Origin of the sequence: Tenacibaculum sp. M341 (assembly GCF_004337695.1) — a bacterium.
Classification (GTDB): Bacteria; Bacteroidota; Bacteroidia; order Flavobacteriales; family Flavobacteriaceae; genus Polaribacter.
Genome location: NZ_SJXJ01000002.1, coordinates 189,601 through 215,486, shown reverse-complemented (window position 1 = coordinate 215,486; position 25,886 = coordinate 189,601). Strand labels below are relative to the sequence as shown.

Genomic DNA, 25,886 nt, shown 5'->3' with positions numbered 1-25,886 from the left:
ATTTAATGAAAGAAATTGACAAAATAGCGCTTATAGAAATTCAAGATCAAAAAATTTTAAGCACTCGATCTAAAGGAAAAGACACTTTTTATCTTCCTGGAGGAAAAAGAGAAGGCAACGAAACAGATACAGAAACTTTGATCCGTGAAATAAAAGAAGAACTTAATGTAGATATTGAAGAAAAATCAATCGAGTATATTGGTACTTTTAAAGCACAATCTCACGGAAGAGCTGAAGGTATTATAGTAAAAATGACTTGTTATAAAGCAAGCTATAAAAACACCCCTAAGGCTTCCAGTGAAATAGAAGAAATTAAATGGTTAACTTCAAATGACATGGATATCATTTCTGAAGTTGATAAAAAGATTTTCTCTTTCTTAAAAGAGCAACATAAAATTATATAATTGAATATAGAAACAGCATATTACAACTCTCCTATTGGCATCCTTGAAATAAAAGGTGATAATAAATCTATATACTCTATTTATTTTATTGAAGAAAATCCTGCTACCGAAATTGAAACAACTTCCGAAGAAATAAAAAAATGTATTCAACAATTAGATGAATATTTTTCTGGAAACAGGAAAGAATTTGAACTACAATTGGCTCCTAAAGGAACTGAATTTCAAGGAAAGGTATGGAAGGCTTTATTACACGTTTCTTTTGGAAAAACAAGAAGCTATTTAGAACAATCCAAATATCTTGGAGATGTAAAAGCCATTAGAGCGGTTGCTTCTGCTAATGGTAAAAATCCAATTTCAATTATCATTCCTTGCCATAGAATTGTTGGATCCGACGGTTCATTAACAGGTTATGCTGGTGGTGTGTGGAGAAAAAAATGGTTACTTGAGCATGAAAGCGGAGCAAAACAACAAAGCTTGTTTTGAACAATGATCAATTATCTGTGATCAGTCATCAATAAGTAAAACTCTAAAAACTGATAATTGTTTAATGATAACTGATTACTGCGAACTAATTAAGGTTTCTCTTTTCTACAAAAAACTTTTTCAAGATATGCGCACACTCTTCTTCTAAAACTCCTGATACTACTTTTGTTTTCGGATGCAATTTAGTTTTCATAGCAGTAAAACCCATTTTCGGCTCACTTGCTCCGTAAACAATCTTACTAATTTGAGTCCAATAACTAGCTCCAGCACACATTTGACAAGGCTCTAACGTAACATACAACGTACAATCTTTCAGGTATTTTCCTCCTAAAAAATCTGCAGCAGAGGTAAACGCTTGCATTTCTGCATGAGCAGTAACATCATTTAATCTTTCAGTTAAATTATGAGCTCTTGCTATAATTTGATCTTTAAAAACAATTACAGCTCCCACAGGTACTTCTCCTTTATCATATGCATTTTGAGCTTCCTGTAAAGCTTTTCTCATAAAATACTCGTCATCAAATGGATTCATGAAAACTTCTTTGTTCTTTTATTAATATATAAATCTGCTATGGTAGGTTGTGAGGTATCTGATTTTAATAATTTAAACTCATCTCCCTTTTTAACTACACCGGTTTTTAACACTTTAAAATACACACCACACTTAGTAGTATTCCAAAACTGTTTTACAATTTTCATGTTATTAAAACGTACTCCTAATTTCATACAAGGAAACCTAGCTTTTGTAGCCTCAATAACAACTTCACCTAATTCAAAAGTATCACCCACATGTATTTCTGTTTCTTCAATATCTGTCAATGTCAGGTTTTCACCAAACATTCCTAACTCCCAATCTAAATCTGGATGCAACTCTTTAAAATAATCGTAATGTTTTACTGAATAAGCATATACAGCTTGATCTACTCCTCCATGATGTTCTCTATCACAAATAGTATCTCCTTTTACTTCTTCAACATTTAAAAAGATACCTTCATCTGTAGGATACTTAAAAATACCGGTGGTTACTTTCTTACCTTTCCAGTCAATTTCTTTTTTGTCTCCAATATTCGTAGATAGTACAATCATGTATACGCTTTTTTACAAAGTTAGCTAAATAAATATAGTTATTTTTGCCCAAAAACACAGTTTTGATTTCAATTACAGTTCCAGATACTAAAAAAGTATATTTTGCTTCCGACCAACATTTAGGTGCTCCTAACAAAGAAAAAAGCTTTGTCCGTGAACAAAAGTTTTTGAATTGGTTAAATGAAGTAAAAGATGATGCTGCTGCTATTTTTTTACTTGGCGATTTATTCGACTTTTGGTTTGAATACAAAACAGTGGTTCCGAAAGGTTTTGTAAGAGTTTTAGGAAAACTTGCTGAAATTAGAGACAGTGGTACTCCAATATATTTTTTTGTAGGAAATCATGATTTATGGATGCGAGATTATTTCGAAACAGAATTAAATATTCCTGTATTTCACTCACCTCAACAATTTGAAATCAATCAAAAATTATTTTTAGTGGGTCATGGAGACGGATTGGGACCTCATGACAAAGGCTACAAACGAATGAAAAAAGTTTTTACTTTTCCTTTATTCAAATGGATGTTTAGATGGCTTCATCCTGATTTAGGTGTTCGTTTAGGACAATACATGTCTGTTAAAAATAAAATGATTTCTGGTGATGAGGATTTTAAATTCTTGGGAGAAGATAAAGAATGGCTAGTGCAATATTGTAAACGTAAGTTAGAGACGGAACATTACGATTATTTTGTTTTTGGTCACAGACATTTACCTTTAAACATTCAATTAAACGAACAAAGCAAGTATATTAATCTTGGTGACTGGGTACAATATTTTACTTATGCTTCTTTTGAAAATTCAGAACTTTCTTTGAAAGAATACGATACAAAATCTTAAAATTAACGTTTTTAAAAACGAGCATAACCAAAAAAGGAGTCAGAAAAAATCTAACCCCAATTCTCACATACTTAATACTTAATACTTAATACTTAATACTTAATACAAAACTAAACCACTAGTGTAATTACATCATCCGCTCGTATTAACTTCTTTTCTTCAAACTTTGGAAGTTGTTCAGAGAAAGTAGTTTCATCAGTTACTGGATCGTCCTCTTTTTCACCTTGAATTTCGTACGACAAATTATAACTACCTAACAATTCCTTTATCTCTTTAAATGTTCTTTTTACTATTTTCTCATTATTATCAGTATCTAACACTACTTTATCAACAACATTTGGTAAAAAACGAATTACTTGCATATCTGTAGGCGGAACAGGAACAATATCAAATTCGATTTCAGCTGTTGCATTTAAACTCATATTGTATTTATTCGTATTAGATGCATTCACTGGAGTAGCATACATTTTAGGGCGAAAAGCTTTATTTTTTGAATTAACAATCCCAGCGTTTTGCTGTGAAATAGATAATGAAATTTTTGCTTTTGCTGTTGTTTTCGGAATAGTATAAAATGTAGGCTGATAACCAACATCTCGTAACATTTTTAATGTTTCATGAGATTTATCTGGATCACTATTATAAATTTCTAATGTTTGCCTTAATGAACCTTCATCTAAAGCTGCTTGTGCCTCTCCTACTCCTTCTCCTATTGATGCTATAAAATCTCCTAACGGAGCTGCAAAAGCATCTTTTGCATGATCGTATGAATTATTTGACATGTTCTTTTATTTTATTGATTTTGCAAAAATTACTATAACCTCTTGTCCTTCTTCAATAGTAGCTTCAGGTGCTGGTGATTGTTTAAACGACTGCCCTTCTACTAAATTCTGATTATCAGTTGCATGATAAACTGCATCTAACTTTAAGCCATAATCAAGCAATACCTTTCTAACCGCTGTTTCTGTAAGACCTAAAATATTTGGCATCTTTAATCCGTTTGTAACAACAGCAGCATTATTAGGTACAATATCAATACTTATATCACTTACTGCCGCACCATTAATTCCTTTAGCCGATTCGAAATCGAGTAATCCTAATAAAGTTCCTTCAGGTCCTTTTTCTACAGTAGTTTTTAGATTTAAAGAAACATTTGCAAGTTTAAACCTCGAATTAGCTAACTCCTCATCTGCCTTAATAACATCATTTACTATGCTTCCATACACTTTACTTGCAGCCAATTTATTAGGATGTTCTGTTTGATTATAACTTCTAGCTTCTTCTAATTCTTCTCTTAATTTTTCCGTCTTTTGTTCTAAAGATGACACTAACACCTGATTTGTTGACAACTCAGCATCTTTTTCTTTAATAATATCTTTGTACTTTTCAGTATCTAACTGCAGCTTTTTCACACTTTCTAAAAAAGCCTGCTTTTCTTTTACTAAATCATTTTTTTCTTTCTCAACTTTTATTACTTGCTTTTCTAAAGCAAAAAATCTTTCCTTATAATTCTCACTTGCTTCTTTCTCATAATCAGCAATCATCTTTTGTTGCTCATTTATTTGTGCTCGTAATGAAATTGTGGCAGTTGTTAATTCTTCTTTTGCTGATATTTCTTCATTAAGTTTGGCTTGCAACAATACGACTCTTTCATTTAACTCATTAATCGCCGTATCTTTTGTAGCTACGTTATTTTCAATTATTTCCTTTTCTTTAGAAAGTGTTGTTATAGCTGTATTTAATCCCTCTATTTCCTTTGAAAGTTTTGCTTTATCTTGATTGAACTTTTCTCTTTCTTCTTTCAAACTTTCTAAAGTTGAACTCATTTCAAAAACAGGAACAGAAGAAGCGATGATTACATGATCTTCTTTTTGAATAAAAGCTTCTTTATTTAATAGCCAATGCTCTCCAAAATTGATATTTACAATTTCTTTTTCTTGTTGAATGGTTGTAGTATAACTTCTCGCTATTACTTCAATAATATCTTCTTTACTTTCTTTTACAATTCTAAAAGAAGGAATTCCTCCAGATTTTAATACCTCTCTTACAATTCGCATTGTTTGGTTACTAGTAGATATTCTGTCTGGAATTTCTAACTCGTATAAAAACTTCGATTTCTTTAATACAATAGATTTTTCAGTTAACGACAACCAACTTTTTAAATTCACATTATAAAATTGAATATGAATTGGGTACTCAGAAATAAGAGTATTGGATGCATCAAATATGATTCCTTGAAATTGTATATGCTCTAAATTGACTGCCATAACTTAGTTTTGAATTGAAATTTTAGTAAATACATTTCCTACATTTACTTCTATAATTAAAATGTAACCACTTGCATAATCTACTCCATCTACTTTTACCTTCGCTATTGATTTTCCATTAACATCTGTTCTAATTTCGCTAGTATTTAAAAAAGTAGTAGTATGATTTAAAGTAACATTGGGATTTAATAATGCTGTTTTTTGCTGATTGTAATTACATTCTACCAATGCGTCAGAAATTTTTTCTCCTGCTGCATTAAAAACTTCCACTTCTATATCAAACTCATGAATATTATTGGTCGGTTTTGGTGTAGCATTAATAATTAATTGAGGCAAACCTTCATTAGGTACAATAGCTACAAACCTACCTGAAATAGTACTGGTTATCTTATTGGTTTCTTTGGTATCTGTATTGGTAATAGCAACAGGCTTAAAAGCTATTGATTTTTCGTAACCTTTTTTATATGATTTTTCGTACGGACTAGAAACTGGATAAGAAGTATCTTTTTGTGAAGTACTACTTGTTTCTTTCTCAAATTCAGCTTCAACTTGCAAATTGAAATCTAAATAAGGTAATGTATATAAGGTATTAGGTCTACCGAATTCATCATATGGTTTTACATTTCTTAAATGATTTTGCGCTTCATTTAAACTATCGGAAATACCTAACAATATCTGTTTTAATGTTAATGCATTGTTTACTGAGCTCATTGGTTTTGTTTTTAAAATGAAAAACTATCTTTTGTGTTTTTTACACTTTTTAATGTGTCTATTCCTTTTTTAATTTTTTTTATCGTTCCTAAATCAACTGTCAATTTTTTATTTTCAACCTTAAAACTTTCTGACTCTTCTTGTTTTTCTTTTTTCTGCTGAAGAACATCTAGATTAAAAGCATCTTTTACTGATAAATCTTTCGTTTTTATAAAATCTGTATTCGACACTTTTTTATTAAAAAGCCCTACAACATTGGATGTTTTATCTAAATACTTATTGGCACTATTGAAAAGCGTATCCACTTTCTTTATCTTTTTATCTGCTTTATTTAAAATACCTCCTACTTTATCAATAGTTTTTCCTAAATCTGAAGATTTATCTACTGGAATTTTTGAACCTATTTTTTCAACTCCAGTATTTAGATTATTACTTATCTTTTTTACTGTTTTAAAAGTGTTAACTGTTTTTTTAGTTGCTTTAACTACATTTTCAAATCCTTTACTTTTTTGAGGTGTTACCTTACCCTCTTTTTGAAAAGATGTATTACCAAGAGAATTATCTACGAAATTCTCTAACTTATCACCTACTTTTTTTACTTCTCTTAGTGTAACTATTGTCTTTTCAGTCCTACTTTTTAATTCTTTATTTGTGTTTGTTTTGGTTTTGTTTTTTAATAATTCTGTTGACTCTTTCTTAGTAACTTTTACGTTTTTTTTCTTCTTATCAACTCTAAAAGAAGACTTCGCTTTATTTTTTTGTAAAGCATTCACTAATTTTTTCCCTTTCTTAGCATTTATAATTAGGTCAGATACTTTTTCTTTTTTTATTTTATTTTTAGAAAATATCTCTACTGGCTTTTGTAGTTTTTTATTTTCTTTTTGAATATTTGATACTGTACGTTTAATTTCTTTGGTTGCTCTTAAAAAACCTTCTTCTTTCTTTTTAAAATTTCTTGAAAACGTATCTTTTTCTGGAGTTGATTTTCTTTTTTTAACTGTATCAACTTTCCATTCATCTTTCTTCTTTTTACTCTTTGCTTTTTTCTTTGCTGCCTCTTTTTCTTCTTTTCGTTTTTGATAAACACTTTTTATCTCATTGTCATATCTTTTATCTACTTGCTCATCTTTATCAGTGCCAGTAAGCGCTGCCATTTTATCTTCTAGCTCTTTTTGCTCTTCTAACAACGATTTCAAATTTGTGTTAAATCCTGCAACATCTTCTAAAGATTTATTTCCCTCTTTTCCTCCAGAGGAAAGAAGAGTTTTAAAATCTAACTCTTCTTTTACTGGAGTGGTTTCCTTTTTAACAAAGCTTTTCCAATGTTTTGCCATTTTATAAACTTGAATTATTATTTCTTTTACTATCTAATTCATTCTCTATCATACTTCGTAAGCGTTGTTCAAAAACAGGCGGATTAGGTACCGTTACCAACTTTGTTCGTATTAATGAACTTGCTTCCGCTGAATACTGATATTTTTGAGAATAACTTGCCGATACAGATGCACTTACTGCTGCAAAACCAACATTAAATCCTCCACTAACCGACACAGAAGCTCCAAACTCTTTAGATTCTGTCATAGAAATAGACATCTTACATTCAAAAAATGTATCAACATATTGGTAGAAGGTTGGAGTAAAGCCCAATGCCAATAAGCTATACTCCTCTCCTCCCATTTCAACCTTAGTATTTACAAGCTCTTTTGCTAAATCCATAGAAACCTTGTCTAAAGCTCTTTGCGCTTGTGCAATACCAATACCCAAACTTTTTACCATTTCTGGTAAGGGTGCATTTTGTATTTCTCTGGTTATTCTACCCATAACAAATACTAGTTTTCAGCCTCTTCTCTTGCTATTTCCATTTGTTGCTGAATACGTTGTTCTAAAATTGCTGGTGGCGGAATAGGTACTAACTTTGTTTGTAGTAAACTAGATCCTTCTGCCGAATAACTATATTTTTGAGAAAAACCTGCATTTACTTGCGATGTAGTTACTGTTTTATTGGTTTTTATACCTCTTCTCCAGCTAAAACTTGCACTTCTGGTAGTACTTTTAGAATCTCTTTTATAAGAATATGATGAAGAACCTTCTCTTGTAAACTTAATTTCTATTGATACTTTAATGATAGTATCTACAAACTGATAAAAAGTAGGAGAAAACCCTAATTCTAACATCGATAATCGTTGTGGTAAGAAAAGTACTCTTTCTGGAGTACTAGGTTTTTTCATTACCTGTCCTGTTGTAGATGCAGTAGGTGTAGTTATTACCTCATATGCTCCAGCTCCACTATTAGCACTTGGATTATATTTAAACCATTCTGAAGCACTTTTTCTATAAAAAACAGAAGCATTCTTTTGATTATCTGGAGTAAACAATGCTGTATTATCAGTAGGTGCTTTATCAACATCTACCACTGGCTTTTCATAAGCTGGCTCAATATCATCTTTTATTTTATCTTTGATTGTAGCTCTATACGCCTGATCTTTATTAGCATTATACAATTCAACTGCTCCAGTTAAATCAACTCTTTCTTTTCCGAAGAAAACACGGCTATCTTTAAAATTGATAAACTCTTGTTCATTTCCATTTGCATCTTTGATAGTACTTTTTACGGGACTTAGTCCTCCCATCATTTCAGCAACTTCAATAGAATTAGAATCTAATGCCATTTGTGCCTTGGCTATAGACATAGCCATGCTTTCAATCATTTCCCCCATAGGTACATTCAAAAGCTCTTGACCTATTTCTGGGGTGTTATTAAACATATTCATAATTTTTGTTTTTTAATTTTTATTCATCTTTATTTAGTGTAGACTTTAGTACTTCGAAATAAATATCTGGCGCTGGTAACGCAACTATTTTTGCTGCTATTGACGACGATCCTTCAGCAGAAGCTGAATATTTTCGTTCGTAATGTGCAGAGATAGATACTCCAAACATTTGTGTAGAACTCTCACTTTCACTCCCTGTACTTGTAGTATTACTACTACCACTACCTTGACCTTTTCCGTAACTAAACCCAAGAGCTCCACCATAACTTTCTGCTTCAGCCATAGAAAATTCCATTTTCATTTCTATAGAAGCTTCTGTAAATGCATAAAATGTTGGAGCAAAACCAAGACTTAACAGGTTGTATTCTTCATCGCCTACATTAATTTTTACCGAAGCCAACTCATTAGCCAAACGAATAGAATTAGCATCTAACGCCGATTGTGCATTGGCTATAGACATTCCTAATTTTTCTAACATCATTGGTAATGGTGCGTTCGTAATTTGTTGTATTACTTTAGGCGTTGACATATTACTAAGAGTTTGATGAAGTTCCAGTTAATGACTGTACATAGTTTTCAAAAGCAGTTGGTGCAGGAACCGATACCATTCTGGCTGATACACTAGCATTCCCTTCTACAGACATACTAAACTGACGTGCATATCGAAAATCTAATGATCCACTCCAAGCTGATACTTTTGGATCTTTGATAGAAGTTACATCTGACTTTGCAAAATATTTACTGTTGATAACTTTATGAATCTGTAAAGTATCATTGCTATTTTGTGTGTTTTGACTACTAGATGATTTATCTTCTATCACTAATTCTTCAGAATCATTAGAGAATAAGGTGTATTCTATTTTAGCATCTTTACGTACCGCATATACTACATCACCAGACACTTGAGAATAAAACTTATTGCTATTCTCAAATTGAGTATTGATCTGTGCTAAAGTTTTCACATTGCTATCAATACTAACATCACTACCAGATTCTACTTTTAGTTTTTTATTTGTACTAGCCGCTAATTTTGCATACTTCTTTAAAATACCAGAAGTTGACACAGACCAATCTGCAACAATAGCAACAGATTCTGACTCAACAAAATCACCTCCTTCAATATAAATGTATTCATTACCTCCTGTATCAACTTCAATAACGGCTTTTCTATAGTCAGCGTCTTTTTTATTATCACCTACAGCTGCTTTAGCTGCATCTTCTCCTTCAGAAACTATTTCAGTAATTTGAGATGGATTAACTCCTAAAGCTTGCAAATAGTTTGCTACTCCTGTAGCTCTTTTTAATCCTAAGTCTTTATTAAACTTATCTCCACTAACACTATCTGTATGACCTTTAATTTTAATCTTTACATCAGTATCTTCTTTCATTATAAAAGCTAAAGCTCTTAACTTTTCTTTTAATTGATTTATGTTATTAGGAGCCGTTCCTTTACTGTAAGTAAAATCGATTGGATGATGTTTAGAGAAATCAAAATACACCGTAAAAGTGTCGTTATCTTTCAATCCCATTTTAAAAACGCTATTCGATATACTTCCTAAATTGGCATTTAAATTTGCTCCACTAATGGTTAAAGCGTTACTTAATTTGATACTTAAACCAGAATAACTTTTAACCTTTATAATAGCAGTATCTTCGGCATAATAATTTAACATAGAAAGCATTCCGAAACCTTTATAATTATGCACATGCACCTTATTGGTAGTATCAGTAGAGGTTACATCTTTTGTTTCTATAATTTCAGAATCTACACGTTCTATTTTAGCGTCAGATGAAAGGTTACCAGCCGTTTCATCAATTCTTTCAATACTCCCTGTTTTTGTACTTGTATTAACAGAAGTCTCATTTACTTTTAAAGTATGTTCATTTGATAAAGTAGTCCAGTATTTTCGACTGCTTTTAAACTCTCTATACTTTTCTTCTTTGTAATTGTTTTCGATTTTTTGAATATGCTCATCTGTATATCCTTTTTTTCTAGTAGAATCATACTCTAATTCAAAATCAATTTCAAGTTCTTCACTTACTGCCATTTTTAAACTTAATGACACAGATATATCTGCATGATCAAAAGCATAAAAAGCAGGTCTGAACCCAAGTTCTAACAACGATTTTCCACCAACTTGTGTTTGAGCAAGTGTGGTAATCTGTTTTACAGAATTGTTGTCTAATTGTTCTTGCGCATTTGCAATCCCCAATGCTAATCCAGTAACCATACTGGTAACATCAACGTTTTGCAAAATTTTCGCTCCCTCGTCAAAGGTTTTAACGTTTGCCATTTTTTATTGGTTTTAAGTAATTAAAAAGGAGAAATTCCCTCAGGCAAATCCATGGCTATTTTAGGATTTACCGATTCTTTTCTCACAATGAAATAATTATGTTTCTGTTGTAATTGTTTTAATTGATCGGCATTTATTTTATATCCTCTTAGCAGCCATCCTAGCAATTGATCGGTGATAGGTTGTTTACCTCTTCCTAAATCTTTTTGAATTTCTTGTAATAAGTCTTTCGCTTCTTCTTGTTCACCTTTTAAAATATGTTGAATTGCCTGACGTTCACTAACGAAAGCATTATGCTTACGAACTAAAACATCTTGCTCTTTTTCTTTTAAAAAAGATCGGTAGTTTTCACAAAATGATATGACCTCATCATAAGCTCCTGACAACTCTAATGATTCCATTACACACTGACTGTAATGTTGAAAAAACAGTTCGCTATCTTGCTGCTTTTGTGTCAATTTTAATGCTTCCTTATAATGTCGTAATGCTTCTTTGTAGTTTTTATCTAACGCATGCATTTTACCACGTTCAGCAATTCTGTAGTGAAGAATATTTTGTTCCATCTTAATTAATTATTTCTACATTACACGCTAAAATTTCTAACTGAACAGCTAAATATTTAGCTATTATTGTTGGCATTTCATCAGTACTTATCCATTCTTTCGCTCCTGCTTTAGGCAAGTTTTCTTTTGATATAAATTGATGTAAAATTCTATGTACATCTGCTATTTCTGAAGTTGAAATATTCTGGATATGCAATTTTTTCTTGAAGTTAAAGTCTTTTTCTATAGAGGTAGTTAATCCTATTTCATTGCATTCTTTCTGAAAATTAGTTGCTTTATTGTTGTTTACTCCATCTATTAAAACAATTGGTAACGCTGAATGAACATCTTCCAGAATAGCTTCTGGCATTCCTACTTTTTCTACTAAAAAAGAAACATGATTCGTATCTTCTAGATTGAAATCATTCAATAGTAAGCTTACTGTTTGATGACTTTGATTTAATAACTTAATTGTTTTTTTAGATTGATGCTTTCTCCAAAACAACTGCGAATCATCATACGATATATTTTCTATTACATACACATTATCTTTAAGGTATGCCGTTGACCTTAGTGATTTTTCAATATTATTAACCGCTCTTAAACTTTCTTCGTTACTTATTAAAATAGTGTACTTATCTTTTCTAGGATTTGAAAAATGCACATTTGCATCAATTCTATTTTCTAATGCTTTTGCAGTTGCTACCGATACATTACCTAATACAATACTTGGTTCTTTCAATAATAAATTTAAAACCTCTGAAGGTTTACATCCTAAAAAATCAGCTAATTGATCAACAACTTTAGGCAGCTTTAAAACATCATTAAGTTGTACACTAATATCTACTAACTCAGTCGTTAAATCTATCTTTTCATCTTCTTTACAAATAGCGATATCTAAACCTAGTTTAGTTAGTGTATCTTCTGCTTTTAATGCAGTTTCATTGTCTACTTTTTGAAATAAAATAGAAGGTGCGTTGTATAATAACTTTAACATGTAGTCTTGCGGAACTTTTAATGCATCTGACAATACTTTTGATGCTCCAGGAGTGGCTGTCCCAATAGAGTTGATAATTACGGTATTCATTTTTTTATTTTTTGATACCACAATTTTATTGCTAAATGTTATTGGCTTTGCAAGGAAAAAAAACAGAATACTACAAGGGAAAACCCCTTAAAAAAATCAGTGATTTTACAACACTCTTCAAACTATTTATTTGAAACTGTTTTTTTAATATACGAGAAGTAAACACCCTAAAAACAACTAAAACAATCAAAGTCAACCAACTAAAACCTTATGTTTTTTGGCAGTTTAATCGTTTTAATTAATGGTGCTGACTATTGGAAATGAGTAAACAAGAATAAGAAGCTATTATAACAATTACGTTAAAAGATAAAAATGGCTGTCATTAGTAATTTTTCATTACCTATGATAGCCATCTGAAAAATATTATCGGTTAGAGTATTCCTCTATTTCACCTTTATCATTTGAAAATAACAACACTACTTTTAATTCTGGATGTGTTGTTAAAAAAGATTTTGTTTTTTCTAATCCCATTGCTAAAAAAGCAGTTGCATAAGCATCAACATCTGCACAATCACCTTCCTTTAAAACCGAAACACTTAATAAATTACTTTCTTGAGCCATTCCTGTTTTTGGATTCACTGTATGCACAATTTTTTCTCCTTTTTCATTCAATCTAAACTTTCTGTAATTGCCAGAAGTAGCCATTGACTGATTTTTAAGACTAATTACTCTTGAATAACTTCTTGTTTGGTCTGTATTTGGATCGTCAATACCTAATCGCCAAAAAACATTCTCTGAATTTTTACCTCTTGCTCTAATCTCTCCGCCTATTTCAACCAAGTAATCTTTTATTTGTTGCTTTTCAATAAAGCGTCCAATTACATCAATACCCAATCCTTTAGCAAAAGCATTTACATTAAATTCAATATTCTCTGGTTTTAGTACTTTGTTTTCTTTTAAAGTAACTTTTTCAAAACCTTTAGAATCTAAAAGTGTTTGAATTTCATTTTCACTTAAGTTTTTAATGGTCTCTCCAGATCCAAATCCGTAAGCATTTATCAATTTCCCAATAGTAGGATCAAAATAACCTTCAGTGTCTTTATATATTTTTTGAGCTTTTTCAAATGCTTCTATAAAATAAGCATCAACAACAACCGTAGAATCTCCTTGATTTACTTTAGATATAATTGAATTTGGAGTGTAGGTTGAAAGAGAGTTGTTAAATAACGAAAAAATACTATCAAACTCTTTTTGATAATTTACCGTGTCCTTGTACACAATATAGTAAGTTGTTCCAAATATTTTACCTTTTAATTTTGTGTAAGAAGGCTTATTTTCTACTTGTTCTTTTTGGGTTGAACTAACACAATTCATTAAGCAAAGAATCAAAACGAAGCTGCTAAAAAAATAGTATAATCTCTTCATCATTTTATATTGAATTAACAAAAATAAATGTTAGAGTACTAAAATAACGTTAATATGACGTTTTGTTTCATCATTTTTTTAAATTTGTGACTTATCATTAATTAAACACAATGAAAAAAGTACTATTATTTTTATCGGCGGCTGTTTTATTAGCTTCATGTTCTTCTAAAGAATTAGAAGCTTTAAAAGCAAAACACGAACAAACTAAAGAGGAGTTAGTAACAGTAAAAAACAATCTTACAAAGTGCTTGGTAGAAAAGGAAAAGTACCAAGATAGATCTACAAATTTAGAAAACAGAGTTGCTGAACTTAAAAAAGATAAACAAAATTCAATACAGCAGGTTGAAAACTTAACTGTGTTAACAAAGGGGGCAAATGATAACATCAAAGAAACCTTAACTCAATTAAGTAAAAAAGACAAATACATTAATAAAATTAGAGCTGCTGCCTCTAAAAAAGATTCATTAAACTTAGTTGTTGCTTTCCATTTAAAGAAAGAATTACAAGAAGGAATTGATGATGAAGACATTGAAGTAAATGTTGAAAAAACAGTTGTTTTCATTTCTATTTCTGATAAGTTATTATTTAAAAGCGGAAGCTATACTATTACAGACAAAGCTTCTAAAGTGTTGAAAAAAGTAGCTACTGTTGTAAATGCACAACCAGAAATGGATGTTATGATTGAAGGTCATACTGATGATACTCCAATGAGTACTGCTGCTGTAAAAGATAACTGGGATTTAAGTGTAAAGCGTTCTACTGCAATTGTTCGTGAGTTACAAAGTAAATATTCTGTTGCTCCTGAGCGTTTAATTGCTGCTGGTAGAAGTAGTTTTTTACCTTTAGTACCAAACGACAGCCCTGCTAACAAGGCTAAAAACAGACGTACTAAAATTATCATCTTACCTCGTTTAAATCAATTCTTCGATTTACTAGACCAAAAGGTAGAGTAATAATAACATACAATATCATATACTAAGACCATCTTTTTAGATGGTCTTTTTTTTTGTTAAAATCAATTTCAAAAAATTTTCTTAAAAAATATTTTTTTTAGGGTAGGGTAAATCTTTTTTGGACTGTACTATTAACCGTATAACTATAAAATAATCCTAAAACAACCTGTTATACAAGTAATTTATTAATTCTAAATTTAATAACCTTATGAAAATTTTCAAGTTAATTTTTTTATTCACCTTCTTTTTTACAATCATTTCTTGTCAAGAAAATGAAACATCTATCGAAGAACAAGAAGAACTTACTGTCCAAGAAATTATTGACGGAGCTACAGATGCTCTAGATAATATGGATAATGACGCTACTGACAACGGCGACAACGGAGATAATGGAGACAACGGCGATAATGGCGATAACGGAGACAATGGCGACAACGGAGATAATGGCGACAATGGCGACAACGGAGATAATGGCGACAACGGAGATAATGGAGATAATGGAGACAACGGAGACAATGGAGACAACGGCGATAATGGCGACAACGGCGATAATGGCGATAACGGAGACAATGGCGACAACGGAGATAATGGAGACAACGGAGACAATGGAGACAATGGCGATAACGGAGACAACGGAGATAATGGAGACAACGGCGATAACGGAGACAATGGAGACAACGGAGATAATGGAGACAATGGCGATAACGGAGACAATGGAGAAGAAACTCCAGGAGAGCCTACTCCTATAGATTGTTCTGTTTTTGACGGAGCTTTTGAATTCTCATATGCTGGACGTCAGTTTGTCGGTGTAAAAACATTAAGTCTTGACGTTGATGACAATACAGTAAAATGGACTATCAATGGAGAAGTAGTAACCCCTAGAAGTCCAAGATTCGTTTACCTAAAAGATCATCTTCAACAATCAGGAACTGTTGAAGTATGTTATGAAGGAGTTTCTTCAGAATGTGGTAAACTTAGCGGATGCGTAACCGTTAATTATGTTCACAAAGATTAGTCAATCTTTATTTTTATGTATCTCTGAGACTGCCTAAAAAGGCAGTCTCTTTTTTTTATATAACAGCAAATATTAAGTAAAACCATACGAATATAAACCACGCTATTTATGAGCTTGTTCTCCTAACTACATTTGTTACATCTTTTTAAAATTCATTTATTTATGTTACAAATCTTCAAATATACAATAGCTCTTTTTCTTATGAATTGTCAGTTCTCTTTTGCTCAAGTTTACATGTCGTGGAATGATATTGAAACAAAACGATTTGGTAAGGAAACTATTTTTAGTAGTAGAGAAGATAAAAAACCATTAAACGGTGCCTATAAATTATCTGAAAACAGTGGTGCTTATGCTGATATTTCTTTTAAAAATGGAAAAATTGATGGTATTTACACTAGCTATGATTTCTCAGGAAATAAAATATCTGAAGCTACTTATAAGGAAGGAAAAATAGAAGGTACTCAAAAATCTTATTTCCAAAACGGAACATTACAAGAAAAAACAAATTATAAAAATGGTTTGAAAGAAGGTACTTGGACCACATACAATAGGAAAGGAGAAGTGATTAGAACTGAAACCTATAAAAAAGATAATAAAGAAGGTAAATGGATGAAAAGATTAAAAAATCCGGCAGAAAACACTACTTCAATTGTTTTAGAATATTATAAAAATAACGAACCAACAGGTACATGGGAAGAACGTTTGACTGATGGAAAACTTAAATGGGAAAAAACGTATAGCGCTAAAACAGATTACATTGAGAAAAAATATCATTTAAATGGCAAACTTTCTGTAGAGTTAACTGTAAGAGATCGAAGAAAAAACGGAATTGCTAAGTACTTTACTCCTGAAGGAATTTTAGAATTTAAAGTGAACTACGATAATGATCATGTTGTTTATAAAGAAGAATATTTTATAAACGGAATTCTAAAAAGTAAAACCAATTATAAATATGGAAGTATTAACGGACTTTACGAATCGTATAATGAAGAAGGAATTAAGCTAAAAGAAGGAAAATTTGTTGACACTTATAAAAATGGTGTTTGGAAAACATATGAAAAAAAGAAAGGAAGACTTTTTTCTGAAATTACTTATCAAAATGATAGTAAAAATGGAATTGCTAAATACTACCACACGAAATCTAAATCAATTTCTATGGAAGGTAAATATTTAAATAATAAACAACATGGAATTTGGAAACATTATGATTTAGCTGGTGAATTGACTAAAGAAGTTGAGTTTAATAAAGGCAAACAGATTTCTGAAAAATCATATAATTAAAAATTAATTCACCTATTAACAGTCTATTTTTCCCCATGAAAACGAAATTTCTTTACATCATCATATTTATAGGATTAAAAAACTATGCTCAAAATAATGGGTTGTTTAAAGAACTAAATAAAGCGCAATTATTAAGGCTTGAACATCGTTCTGACTGGGAAAAAAGAGATTCTGTAGACAATCATTTCATTTCAGTTATTAAAAAGACTTTAACCAAACCCGAAACTTGTAATCAATTACCAAGTGATTCACTATCGTATATACTCACAAACAGATTACAAAAAGCTGTTATAGGAAGAACATTAGTATATGCGTTTATGAATAACGTGGTGGTTACTTCTAAAAAAAACTTAAAGACATTTTCTATTGATCATTTAGGAGGAGGCTCTTATCACACGTATTCCAGTTATCTTCAATTTAAGAATTCTAATGACCAATGCTTATTTATTCCATTGGAAAAAACACAAGAAAATGAAAGTTCTGGCTTTTATAGAATTGAGCACATAAACCACTTTTATTTTCTTTTCGGATTTGGGACTTATGGAGGCGGCAAGCAACATTTTACCCTTCGAATTTTTAAAGAAAAGAATGGACAGTTAATTGAATCAAAAGAAAGTTATCCTAACCATACTTCTCTGTTTTTAGAATGTAATAGAAGTCAACAAATAAACTTAACATTCGATTCTTCTACCAAAATATTCTCGTATAATAAATATGAACAAGATTTAGAAACTGGCTTTTATAAACGTGACTATAAAGTTGTAAAACTGCAATTTAAAGCAGGAAAATTATCAGAAATATAAATTACTGCTCTAACCATTTTCTGAATTCTGAAGTGGTAGAAGAACTTGTCATAACTTTTTCTTTATTACCTGCTACAGAAATTAACAATCTATTTTTAAAATGACTTTCTATATTTTCAATAAAATCGATGTTGACAATTTCACTTCTATTAATTTTGAAAAACTTATTCGGATTTAATTGTTGAAATATACTTCCTAAATTCTGAGAAATTGTGTGCTGTTTTCCTTCTCCATCCATTGCAATACAAAAATCACCTGAAGCCATTACCAAACTAATATCAACCACATTCAAAAGCTGAATTCCTTTGGCTTTTTTTATCACAAAACGCTTTTTAAAAATGGTATTTTCTTGTTTTAATGCAGACTTTAAATTGGTTAGTGTTTTATGGTTTAGTGTATTGTAATCTCCTTGATTAAATAGCATTTGATATTTTTCTATCGCTTTATTAAAATCTGATTTAGAATAAGGCTTTAAAATATAAGCAATTCCGTTAGTGTTAAAAGCTTTAAACAAATATTCATCATGTGCGGAGCAGAAAATTATAGGAGTATCTGTGGTAACATCATCAAATAAATCAAAAGAAATACCATCTAATAATTGAATATCTGATAGAATGAAATTATAGGAGTTTTGAGTTAAAAACTTTTCTCCGTCAGCAATAGATCTTGCCCAATCATGAGCAACCTCTTCTTCAAAAAAAGTATTTAAATACATTACCAACTTTTTATAAGCTGGAATTTCGTCTTCTAATATTAAAATTCTCATACACTCAATTTTATAATAGGAATTACTACTTTAAACTCAGTATCGGTATTAATCACACTGATTTCTTTATCTGATAACAGCTTGTAACGTGTTTTTAAATTTGCTAAACCCGTACCAAATGATTCCTTTTTTACCTTAAGATTCGATTTGGAATTTTCTACCCTTAACCAATCATCTTCTATTAAAATAGTTGTTTTTATTGGGGTTTCTTTAGGTTTATTGTGTTTTACTACATTTTCTAACAGTGTTTGAATAGCTCCTGTAGGTATAAACTTATCTACTATTTCTGTTTCTCTTTCAATATTGAATTCATAATCGTTTCCAAAACGAGTTTGAATTAAAAAGATATAGTTTTCTGCCAGTTGAATCTCTTCTGACAATTCCATTACCTCAGAATCTTTTGTTTGAATTAAATACCTATATATTAATGATAATCTATTTATATATTCTTTTGCTTTTTCAGAATCTGAATCAATTAAACTATCTAAAGTATTTAAGTTATTGAACAAGAAATGAGGATCTATTTGTGATCTTAAAATCTTTAATTCACTTTCTTTTTGTTGTTTCTCTAGCTCTAACATTTCTGTTTTTCCTTCGTAAAACTTTTTAGTTAATAAAATAGCAAACGGAAAAGATGTTTGAGTAGAACCTCTATCAATCATATCAGCGATATAATCAAAACCTCTTGGAAATTTACTCCAATCGTTATCACCTGTCCAATACCCTACTCCATGCTCTATTCCTGCAAAAAACACCAAAACAAAAACACCATATAATCCGAAAAGAAAATATTTTTTTGAAACTATAAACTTTGGAGTTAACCAAAAAATATAAATAAAAATAATGCTTGTTGTTGTTACTAATTCAACCGGAAAATCTATTAAATACTCTCTCAAATAAGCTCCTCGCTGATAATAATTTTTCCCATTCATTAAAAAATTTACCAGAAAGTAAATTCCTAAAACGATAAAATCTGATTTATTGAGTTTTGTATTCATTTGGCGATGCTTTTTTAAAGAAGATTAATGCATAGCCAATAGCTGTTATTAAATAGACAAGAATTAATCTATGCGGTATAAATCCTCCAACAAATATAATAAGGGTCGCCAAAATAATTAATGAAACTGCTAATATGTTTTTTTTGATATAATTGAAACTCAAAATTAGAATTCCAATATTAAAAAAAGCTGTTCCTTTGGTTATGAAAGGAATCCAAATAGATGGAAATTTTGATAAATGACTTGCCAACTCAACCCTCATTTCTTGATTAGGCATGTTCCACCACATAAAATCTAGTATACACATACCTATAAAACAAACAACACCAATCATAGCTAACGGAGTTCCAATATATGTTATTAACTTGTTTGGAAAATTTACAATTTTAGGTATCATAAAAACTGCCCCTAACAACAAAGACCAATGTGCAAAATCTATCGGTTTTAAAGCATACACAAATTCATTTCCTGGCATTAATAAAATTTGTCCTATCATTTCTAACAATAATCCGATAATGAATAAAACATCATATACTTTGAAATATGTATTATGAAATATTCTTCTTTTAAAAAGTAATATGTTTGCTCCAAATGCAAAAATCATGTAACCTATTATCATTACAAAATGATATTCGAAAGGCAATAAGAGCCCTCCAACTCCAGTAACTACAGCTCCAATATTTGTTAGCAGTACTCCTTTTATGTTTGTTTTTAAATAATCAAATGACTGAATTGATAACCCCACAAAAAATAATGCTGGACCTACAGTTATAAACACCATCCAAATTGAAGGTTCTTCTATCAACTGATAATATAAGTCAGCTCTTGCTTTCTGATCACTATTATAACTCCACAACACAAAATCAATAGCACACATTCCAATAGTAGTGGCTATACCTGCTAATGTTATTGGTGTACCAATCTTAGAAAACATTCCATTAGAAAAACGTAAAACTCCTGGAATAACTAAAACTGCTCCTATCAAAATTGTCCAATGAATAAAATCAATAGGTTCTAAAAGATTTATTGCATCTGTAAACGAAAAAGATATCTGTGCCAAAATGAGTAATACAAATCCTATTACAAAAAGTATTTTGGTTAATTTTTGGTTATTCATAGTTATCATTTTATTTATTTTTTTAATAGAGAAGTTGAAGAGGCTACATTTAAAAATGTCTATTATTTAACTCCTTCAAACTTCTCTGTTATATTATAGTTTAACTGAAAAACTTAATCATTATCTTGAATTCTATTTTCTTCATCTCTTGATGAATTACGCTTTTCTTTCTTTTTACCAAATCTAGAACCGAAACTATAAGTTAAACGTAATTGTACATTTTGACGAGAACCGTTAGACTCTATATTAGCATTGATATTATCGTAATTGACGCGACCTACAAAACCTCTATCCAAAACTTTATAAATACCTAAGTTTACTTTTAATCGATCATCCATAAACTTCTTTCCAAATGAAAAACTTAAATCTCCAATCCATCCAGAATCTATTTGACCTTCTAAAATTCCTGAACCTAAGTAACTAGACATTTCAGCATTTATATTCCATGGTAATTTATAGCTTGCTTGCGTGTACCAACCATAACTCCACTTTGATAGTTCTAATACTGGATTCAATTCATTTGATCTAAAATTATTATAGTTAACTGTTATTCCAGAAAAACCTTCCAAACCTTCTATAAAATCTAATGGTCCAAAGAATCTGAAATTCCAATTTTCACGATCTTGTAAATTAATAGTCGTTCTTGAAATTTGAGCGGTAGTATCATCCTGAGAAATAAATAAGAATAAATTATCTTTTGTATCGCTATACCCTACTGTAAAAAATGGTTGACTATCAAAAGTTAAATTGAATTGATAATTATTTGTAAATGCAGGGTTCAATGATGGATTTCCTACTTCTGAAGTTAATGGATCGTATAAAGTTACAAACGAATTTAAACTGTTATAGTTTGGTCTTCTAATTCTATAACTATATGCAAAATTTGCCCCTAACTGCTCCGTTAGTTTTCTACTTACCGAAAAACTTGGGAAAAGCTGAGATATTTTACGTTCTCTAGTTTCATTAGTATTTGTTGACGTACCTTTAGTTTCACTATTCTCATAACGTAATCCTCCAGAAAAAGACCACTTACCAAGTGTTGCGTTTATTTTAGAATACACCGCAAATATGTTTTCATCAATTAAAAAACGATTGCTCCCTCCTGATTGAAATTCAAAATCTCCAACATTATTTGCTACAAATAATTTCAAATCACTATCCGTATCAATATCTGAATACTTACTTCCAACACTTAATTTTACTTTATCAGATAAATTTTTAGTGTAGTCTACTTTAGTTGTTTTTATTGTAAACTCTCCATTCTGAAAATATCTTTGCTCAGCAAAATCATTCGTATTACCCGCTACTGGATAAATTGTATTCATATTACCATCCTGAAAATCGATGTAATTAAAATCTACAATAAACTTTTCTTTTTCAGTTTTATATTCAAAATACGGATTTAGGTTAAATGTATTTCTATCTCTTTCAAAAGTGTTATCAGAAAAAATATTCTCTACCGTAGTTGGTGTTGTTACAATTGTTCTAGCTGTTGCAATTCTATCAGAAACTGTATTTCTATATCTAGTATTAAATCCTACTGAAATTTTATCATTTAAATAATAATCAAGACTACCTCCTGTCCAAATATTTTTTGGGCTATATGGCTCACGTGTTGCCTGATCGTAAGTGGTTTCTTGCACCTCTCTTTCTATAAATAAATCATTTCTCCAAGTAGGACTAGAATATCCTGCGTTTAATTGCCAGTTTAATTTATTTTTATAATTAGCTATAGAAGCTGAAGTTCCATATTCAAAACCTTCATCTTCTCCTACCCATACACCAACATTTCCATGCATACCTATTCTAACATTTTTCTTTAGAATAATATTAATAATTGGTCCTGAACCCTCTGCATCAAACTCAGCTCCTGGCTGCTCTATAAATTCTACTTTTGCAATATTATCTGCTGGTAAATCTCGCAATAATGCATCAGTATCCATATAATCAGTAGTTTTACCGTTGATTAAAATTCTAATATCAGATCTTCCTGCGAAACTAATTCCGTTATTAGTTACAATAACTCCAGGAATACTTTTCACAACGTCTTGTAAATTATTACTTAGTAGTTCCGAATTCTCTAAGTTCAACACTAATTTTTCTGCAGTTTGTTTTATAACTGGTCTTTTACTTTTGACTACTACTTCATCTAAAGATTGATTTTGTTCTTTTAATATTAAATTGAATGTTTTATTACTCGTTAAATCAAAAAACTGAATAGTTTCTTTTGTAAAACCTAACATAGATACTTCAATTTTATAAGTACCTTTTTTTAAGTTGTTAAATGAATAAGTACCATTGTCATCAGAAACCACACCCTTTGGAGTTGATTCTTTTCCTTTTTCGTATAAAATAATGTTTGCAAAAGGCAATGCTTCTTTTTGAGCATCTGTAACTGTACCACTTATACTGTATTGTGCATAGCTTATATTAGTATAAATGAATAAACAGATTGATAGTAACTTTAATATTTTCATAAGATGTAAGTTTAGATTTACACCTCAAAATTGACTCTTTAATTAAAAATACTAAACATGAATCTGACGAAACGGGATAAAAAACCGATGAATTAGACTATTGAAAAGTCAATTTATTTTCTTTCCTTTTTTTAATTATCAATCAACACTTTATAGATAGCAAATGAAATTGTTTCAATATTATTCAAATACTTTTACGAATACCTTATTAAAAACACTGATTAACATATGTTTAAACCTTTGTTTTTTTATAAAAATGACATAAGTTTTTGTATTTATTTAAATTAGAGTATGTATATTTGGTGAACCAAAGTAATTAACCAATTTTCCCCTTAAAATGAAAACTAACACAAAACACATTCAATCAGTTTACTATTGTAGTATAATTCTCCCTAAGTTAAAACTCAACATTAACTAGTTATACTATAATCGTTATTAACTAACACCGTAAAATTTATCCGGATATTTTATTAAATAAGTGAAGCTTAATTGCTTTACTGTACTGTCTACTGATCGCTTTTTAAATGCATTTTTTAAGGCTTAGCTACCCTTATATCTCTTTTAAAGCTGTCTCTTATTTTAAATTTTTAATAGAAAAACATGAAAACAAACTTTAAGTTGTTGGTATTATACATACTAACGATACCTTTTATGTGTGTAGCACAAAAAATTAAACCTAATCAAAGAATTATTGCTGCCAAATCAGAAGGAAAAACATTTGAAAAAATTAACCTTTTTGACTATGGTCAAAATAGCGGTAGAAAAGAACAAGTAAATATTCCCAAAGAATTTAAAAATTACGAATTATTGTCGATGAATCAACAAGCAATGAGACGTTTCACAAATGCTGATTCATCACCTGAAACTTTAAACTTACCACTACCCAACAAATCATCAACCATGATGTTAGAGTTAGTAAAAGTTTCAATTAAAACTGATAATTTTTCATCTTTAGAACTACCTTCTAAACAAACGATTAAGCCATCAGAAATAACACATTACAGAGGAGTTATTAAAAACCAAAAAAACTCAAGAGCCGCCATATCTATTCAAAACAATGAAGTATACGGATACATCAGTTTAGATGAGAAAATAGGAAACTTTGTTTTAGGAAAAATAAAAGGTAGTGACAATCATATTATTTATGAAGACAAAGACATTAGTCATTTAAATGATTTTGTTTGTCAAGTAGATGAATCTTACCAAAACAAACCTAAATCTACAAAAAACAATGTAGAGTTTCCAGAAAGACAAACTGGAAAATGTCCTGAAATTTTCTTCGACATTGCAAATGATGTTGTTAGAGATAAAGGTGGTGCTAGTGCAGCTTCAGCATTTGTAGAAGCAATGTTTAATCAAGTAGCTATACTTTATAATGATGAAGGTGTCAACCTTAAACTTTCAGGAATTCGTTCTTGGACCTCTAGCACTCCATTCAACGATTTAGATAGTTACAGAAGTTATAGGAATAGTAATGGTTTTAATGGTGATTTAGGTCATTTTGTAACCTATAATTATTCTGGTGGAGTAGCATGGTTAGATGCATTATGTGGCTCATACCGCTACGGTTTGTCTGGTATTTATCAAAACTACTCAAATGTACCTCGTTATTCTTGGAATATTTCAACTATTGCTCATGAGTTAGGACATAATTTCGGATCAAGTCACACGCATGCTTGTGTATGGAATGGCAATAATACTGCTATTGATGGTTGTTATCAAACCGAAGGAAATTGCAGCAGACCTGGTGTACCTTCTGATGGAGGAACTATTATGAGTTACTGTCATTTAAATAGTGTAGGTACTAATCTTAGAAAAGGATTTGGTTCTCAACCAGCAAATGTAATCAGAAGAAACATTAATAGTGCTAGTTGTGTAGATTCTTGTTCTGATAATGGTGGCGGTGGTAATGATGGTGAAACAAGTTGTGCAGGTGTAGATGAATGGACCGAAAACACAACTTATAATGCTGGTGATAAAGTTGTATATAATGGAAGATTATTTGAAAGAACTGGAAATAATGATTGGAATGATTTAGGAGCATGTAGTTCTGATAAATGCTATGGCGTAGATGAGTGGACTAGTAACACCAACTATAAAGAAGGCGATTTAATTGTTTATCAGGGTAATTTATTCAAAAGAGAAAATAATGATTGGACTGGTTTAGGCTCTTGTGATAATCAGAATAACGATCCGTGTTCAGGTATAGATCCGTGGCAAGAAAATACAAACTACCAAGCTGGTGATAAAGTTATATATCAAGGTAAAGCTTTTGAGTGGAATGGTTCTGAATGGATTGAACTTGCGACATGTACCTCACAACCAGGAGCAAAACTAAACACCATTAGTAAAAATATACCTAATAAAATGAACTTCCATGTATACCCTAATCCAGTAAAAGATTTCTTAAACTTTAATGTATCCAACATTAAAACCCAAGAAACTCAAGTAAAACTAATAAACATACTTGGAAAATTAGTATTAACTAAACACATCCATAAAATTTCTCCTGGAGCAAACTTCTCTGAAAAAATAAACGTAAAAAACTTACCTTCAGGAATATACTTAATGAAAATTATAAACAATAATAAAAGCGTAACCAAAAAAATTATGATCGAATAAAAACTTTAACT

At 30.4% G+C, this 25,886-nt stretch carries 25 protein-coding genes; 8 read left to right on the top strand and 17 right to left on the bottom strand.

Annotated features, from left to right (window positions below; all coding sequences use genetic code 11):
* Positions 1-5: 5 nt before the first annotated feature.
* Both EYW44_RS02835 and EYW44_RS02830 read left to right on the top strand, forming a co-directional pair.
* A complete protein-coding gene (locus tag EYW44_RS02835; protein ID WP_132722150.1) occupies positions 6-404 on the top strand; it encodes an NUDIX hydrolase in 399 nt (132 codons plus the stop codon).
* Positions 405-410: 6 nt separating this feature from the next.
* Entirely contained in the window at positions 411-887 is a 477-nt protein-coding gene (locus EYW44_RS02830; protein WP_132722288.1) for a methylated-DNA--[protein]-cysteine S-methyltransferase, read from the top strand.
* Positions 888-972: 85 nt separating this feature from the next.
* Here the strand turns inward: EYW44_RS02830 and EYW44_RS02825 are convergent, their stop codons facing one another.
* Positions 973-1,419: a nucleoside deaminase gene (locus EYW44_RS02825; RefSeq protein ID WP_132722149.1), complete on the bottom strand. Its 447-nt coding sequence runs from the start codon at positions 1,417-1,419 to the stop codon at positions 973-975.
* Complete coding sequence (locus EYW44_RS02820) at positions 1,416-1,973, bottom strand: MOSC domain-containing protein (protein ID WP_132722148.1); 558 nt, start codon at positions 1,971-1,973, stop codon at positions 1,416-1,418. The genes EYW44_RS02825 and EYW44_RS02820 overlap by 4 nt, the downstream gene beginning before the upstream one ends.
* A gap of 62 nt (positions 1,974-2,035) precedes the next feature.
* Here EYW44_RS02820 and EYW44_RS02815 point away from each other — a divergent pair, with 62 nt between their 5' ends.
* On the top strand, positions 2,036-2,809 hold the full coding sequence (locus tag EYW44_RS02815) for a UDP-2,3-diacylglucosamine diphosphatase (protein WP_132722147.1): 774 nt from the start codon (positions 2,036-2,038) through the stop codon (positions 2,807-2,809).
* A 110-nt stretch (positions 2,810-2,919) separates the two neighbouring features.
* On the opposite strand, the gene EYW44_RS02810 is transcribed toward EYW44_RS02815, so the two are convergent.
* From EYW44_RS02810 to EYW44_RS02760, 11 genes are all read right to left on the bottom strand, one after another.
* A complete protein-coding gene (locus EYW44_RS02810) occupies positions 2,920-3,588 on the bottom strand; it encodes a hypothetical protein (RefSeq protein WP_132722146.1) in 669 nt (222 codons plus the stop codon).
* A gap of 6 nt (positions 3,589-3,594) precedes the next feature.
* A complete protein-coding gene (locus EYW44_RS02805) occupies positions 3,595-5,073 on the bottom strand; it encodes a PASTA domain-containing protein (RefSeq protein ID WP_132722145.1) in 1,479 nt (492 codons plus the stop codon).
* Between the two features lie 3 nt (positions 5,074-5,076).
* Positions 5,077-5,784 (bottom strand): hypothetical protein, encoded by a 708-nt coding sequence (locus EYW44_RS02800; RefSeq protein ID WP_132722144.1) that lies wholly within the window; start codon positions 5,782-5,784, stop codon positions 5,077-5,079.
* Between the two features lie 11 nt (positions 5,785-5,795).
* Positions 5,796-7,118: a hypothetical protein gene (locus EYW44_RS02795; protein ID WP_132722143.1), complete on the bottom strand. Its 1,323-nt coding sequence runs from the start codon at positions 7,116-7,118 to the stop codon at positions 5,796-5,798.
* A gap of 1 nt (position 7,119) precedes the next feature.
* Positions 7,120-7,605 carry a hypothetical protein gene (locus tag EYW44_RS02790; protein WP_132722142.1) on the bottom strand — a complete coding sequence of 162 codons (486 nt, stop codon included), beginning with the start codon at positions 7,603-7,605 and terminating at the stop codon, positions 7,120-7,122.
* An 8-nt stretch (positions 7,606-7,613) separates the two neighbouring features.
* On the bottom strand, positions 7,614-8,555 hold the full coding sequence (locus EYW44_RS02785; protein WP_132722141.1) for a hypothetical protein: 942 nt from the start codon (positions 8,553-8,555) through the stop codon (positions 7,614-7,616).
* A gap of 19 nt (positions 8,556-8,574) precedes the next feature.
* Positions 8,575-9,084 (bottom strand): hypothetical protein, encoded by a 510-nt coding sequence (locus EYW44_RS02780; RefSeq protein WP_132722140.1) that lies wholly within the window; start codon positions 9,082-9,084, stop codon positions 8,575-8,577.
* A 4-nt stretch (positions 9,085-9,088) separates the two neighbouring features.
* Positions 9,089-10,849: an OmpA family protein gene (locus EYW44_RS02775; protein WP_132722139.1), complete on the bottom strand. Its 1,761-nt coding sequence runs from the start codon at positions 10,847-10,849 to the stop codon at positions 9,089-9,091.
* 20 nt (positions 10,850-10,869) lie between these two features.
* Positions 10,870-11,412 (bottom strand): peptidylprolyl isomerase, encoded by a 543-nt coding sequence (locus tag EYW44_RS02770; protein ID WP_132722138.1) that lies wholly within the window; start codon positions 11,410-11,412, stop codon positions 10,870-10,872.
* Position 11,413: 1 nt separating this feature from the next.
* Positions 11,414-12,478 (bottom strand): hypothetical protein, encoded by a 1,065-nt coding sequence (locus EYW44_RS02765; protein ID WP_132722137.1) that lies wholly within the window; start codon positions 12,476-12,478, stop codon positions 11,414-11,416.
* Between the two features lie 363 nt (positions 12,479-12,841).
* Complete coding sequence (locus tag EYW44_RS02760; RefSeq protein ID WP_243643595.1) at positions 12,842-13,792, bottom strand: FAD:protein FMN transferase; 951 nt, start codon at positions 13,790-13,792, stop codon at positions 12,842-12,844.
* 161 nt (positions 13,793-13,953) lie between these two features.
* Here EYW44_RS02760 and EYW44_RS02755 point away from each other — a divergent pair, with 161 nt between their 5' ends.
* The 4 genes from EYW44_RS02755 (at position 13,954) to EYW44_RS02740 (ending at position 17,895) form a co-directional block, all read left to right on the top strand.
* Positions 13,954-14,796 carry an OmpA family protein gene (locus EYW44_RS02755; protein ID WP_132722135.1) on the top strand — a complete coding sequence of 281 codons (843 nt, stop codon included), beginning with the start codon at positions 13,954-13,956 and terminating at the stop codon, positions 14,794-14,796.
* Between the two features lie 208 nt (positions 14,797-15,004).
* On the top strand, positions 15,005-15,811 hold the full coding sequence (locus EYW44_RS02750) for a hypothetical protein (protein ID WP_132722134.1): 807 nt from the start codon (positions 15,005-15,007) through the stop codon (positions 15,809-15,811).
* A 162-nt stretch (positions 15,812-15,973) separates the two neighbouring features.
* Positions 15,974-17,092, top strand: a complete 1,119-nt coding sequence (locus tag EYW44_RS02745; RefSeq protein ID WP_132722133.1) for a toxin-antitoxin system YwqK family antitoxin — start codon at positions 15,974-15,976, stop codon at positions 17,090-17,092.
* 35 nt (positions 17,093-17,127) lie between these two features.
* Positions 17,128-17,895, top strand: a complete 768-nt coding sequence (locus EYW44_RS02740) for a hypothetical protein (RefSeq protein WP_132722132.1) — start codon at positions 17,128-17,130, stop codon at positions 17,893-17,895.
* 1 nt (position 17,896) lies between these two features.
* Here the strand turns inward: EYW44_RS02740 and EYW44_RS02735 are convergent, their stop codons facing one another.
* From EYW44_RS02735 to EYW44_RS02720, 4 genes are all read right to left on the bottom strand, one after another.
* A complete protein-coding gene (locus EYW44_RS02735) occupies positions 17,897-18,661 on the bottom strand; it encodes a LytR/AlgR family response regulator transcription factor (protein WP_132722131.1) in 765 nt (254 codons plus the stop codon).
* Positions 18,658-19,659: a sensor histidine kinase gene (locus tag EYW44_RS02730; RefSeq protein ID WP_132722130.1), complete on the bottom strand. Its 1,002-nt coding sequence runs from the start codon at positions 19,657-19,659 to the stop codon at positions 18,658-18,660. Before EYW44_RS02730 ends, EYW44_RS02735 begins: the two co-directional genes overlap by 4 nt.
* A complete protein-coding gene (locus EYW44_RS02725) occupies positions 19,640-20,776 on the bottom strand; it encodes a hypothetical protein (RefSeq protein WP_132722129.1) in 1,137 nt (378 codons plus the stop codon). Before EYW44_RS02725 ends, EYW44_RS02730 begins: the two co-directional genes overlap by 20 nt.
* Positions 20,777-20,889: 113 nt before the next feature.
* Positions 20,890-23,253 carry an outer membrane beta-barrel protein gene (locus tag EYW44_RS02720; protein ID WP_132722128.1) on the bottom strand — a complete coding sequence of 788 codons (2,364 nt, stop codon included), beginning with the start codon at positions 23,251-23,253 and terminating at the stop codon, positions 20,890-20,892.
* A 600-nt stretch (positions 23,254-23,853) separates the two neighbouring features.
* Here EYW44_RS02720 and EYW44_RS02715 point away from each other — a divergent pair.
* Positions 23,854-25,875: a M12 family metallo-peptidase gene (locus EYW44_RS02715; protein WP_132722127.1), complete on the top strand. Its 2,022-nt coding sequence runs from the start codon at positions 23,854-23,856 to the stop codon at positions 25,873-25,875.
* Positions 25,876-25,886: the final 11 nt, after the last annotated feature.

Coding starts and splice junctions, on each gene's coding strand:
- EYW44_RS02785 (WP_132722141.1), bottom strand. CDS start 8,555: ATGAATATGTTTAATAACACCCCAGAAATAGGTCAAGAGCTTTTGAAT.
- EYW44_RS02810 (WP_132722146.1), bottom strand. CDS start 3,588: ATGTCAAATAATTCATACGATCATGCAAAAGATGCTTTTGCAGCTCCG.
- EYW44_RS02740 (WP_132722132.1), top strand. CDS start 17,128: ATGAAAACGAAATTTCTTTACATCATCATATTTATAGGATTAAAAAAC.
- EYW44_RS02745 (WP_132722133.1), top strand. CDS start 15,974: ATGTTACAAATCTTCAAATATACAATAGCTCTTTTTCTTATGAATTGT.
- EYW44_RS02750 (WP_132722134.1), top strand. CDS start 15,005: ATGAAAATTTTCAAGTTAATTTTTTTATTCACCTTCTTTTTTACAATC.
- EYW44_RS02825 (WP_132722149.1), bottom strand. CDS start 1,419: ATGAATCCATTTGATGACGAGTATTTTATGAGAAAAGCTTTACAGGAA.
- EYW44_RS02720 (WP_132722128.1), bottom strand. CDS start 23,253: ATGAAAATATTAAAGTTACTATCAATCTGTTTATTCATTTATACTAAT.
- EYW44_RS02775 (WP_132722139.1), bottom strand. CDS start 10,849: ATGGCAAACGTTAAAACCTTTGACGAGGGAGCGAAAATTTTGCAAAAC.
- EYW44_RS02835 (WP_132722150.1), top strand. CDS start 6: ATGAAAGAAATTGACAAAATAGCGCTTATAGAAATTCAAGATCAAAAA.
- EYW44_RS02755 (WP_132722135.1), top strand. CDS start 13,954: ATGAAAAAAGTACTATTATTTTTATCGGCGGCTGTTTTATTAGCTTCA.
- EYW44_RS02730 (WP_132722130.1), bottom strand. CDS start 19,659: ATGAATACAAAACTCAATAAATCAGATTTTATCGTTTTAGGAATTTAC.
- EYW44_RS02790 (WP_132722142.1), bottom strand. CDS start 7,605: ATGGGTAGAATAACCAGAGAAATACAAAATGCACCCTTACCAGAAATG.
- EYW44_RS02780 (WP_132722140.1), bottom strand. CDS start 9,084: ATGTCAACGCCTAAAGTAATACAACAAATTACGAACGCACCATTACCA.
- EYW44_RS02725 (WP_132722129.1), bottom strand. CDS start 20,776: ATGAATAACCAAAAATTAACCAAAATACTTTTTGTAATAGGATTTGTA.
- EYW44_RS02715 (WP_132722127.1), top strand. CDS start 23,854: ATGAAAACAAACTTTAAGTTGTTGGTATTATACATACTAACGATACCT.
- EYW44_RS02770 (WP_132722138.1), bottom strand. CDS start 11,412: ATGGAACAAAATATTCTTCACTACAGAATTGCTGAACGTGGTAAAATG.
- EYW44_RS02820 (WP_132722148.1), bottom strand. CDS start 1,973: ATGATTGTACTATCTACGAATATTGGAGACAAAAAAGAAATTGACTGG.
- EYW44_RS02760 (WP_243643595.1), bottom strand. CDS start 13,792: ATGAATTGTGTTAGTTCAACCCAAAAAGAACAAGTAGAAAATAAGCCT.
- EYW44_RS02735 (WP_132722131.1), bottom strand. CDS start 18,661: ATGAGAATTTTAATATTAGAAGACGAAATTCCAGCTTATAAAAAGTTG.
- EYW44_RS02805 (WP_132722145.1), bottom strand. CDS start 5,073: ATGGCAGTCAATTTAGAGCATATACAATTTCAAGGAATCATATTTGAT.
- EYW44_RS02765 (WP_132722137.1), bottom strand. CDS start 12,478: ATGAATACCGTAATTATCAACTCTATTGGGACAGCCACTCCTGGAGCA.
- EYW44_RS02795 (WP_132722143.1), bottom strand. CDS start 7,118: ATGGCAAAACATTGGAAAAGCTTTGTTAAAAAGGAAACCACTCCAGTA.
- EYW44_RS02800 (WP_132722144.1), bottom strand. CDS start 5,784: ATGAGCTCAGTAAACAATGCATTAACATTAAAACAGATATTGTTAGGT.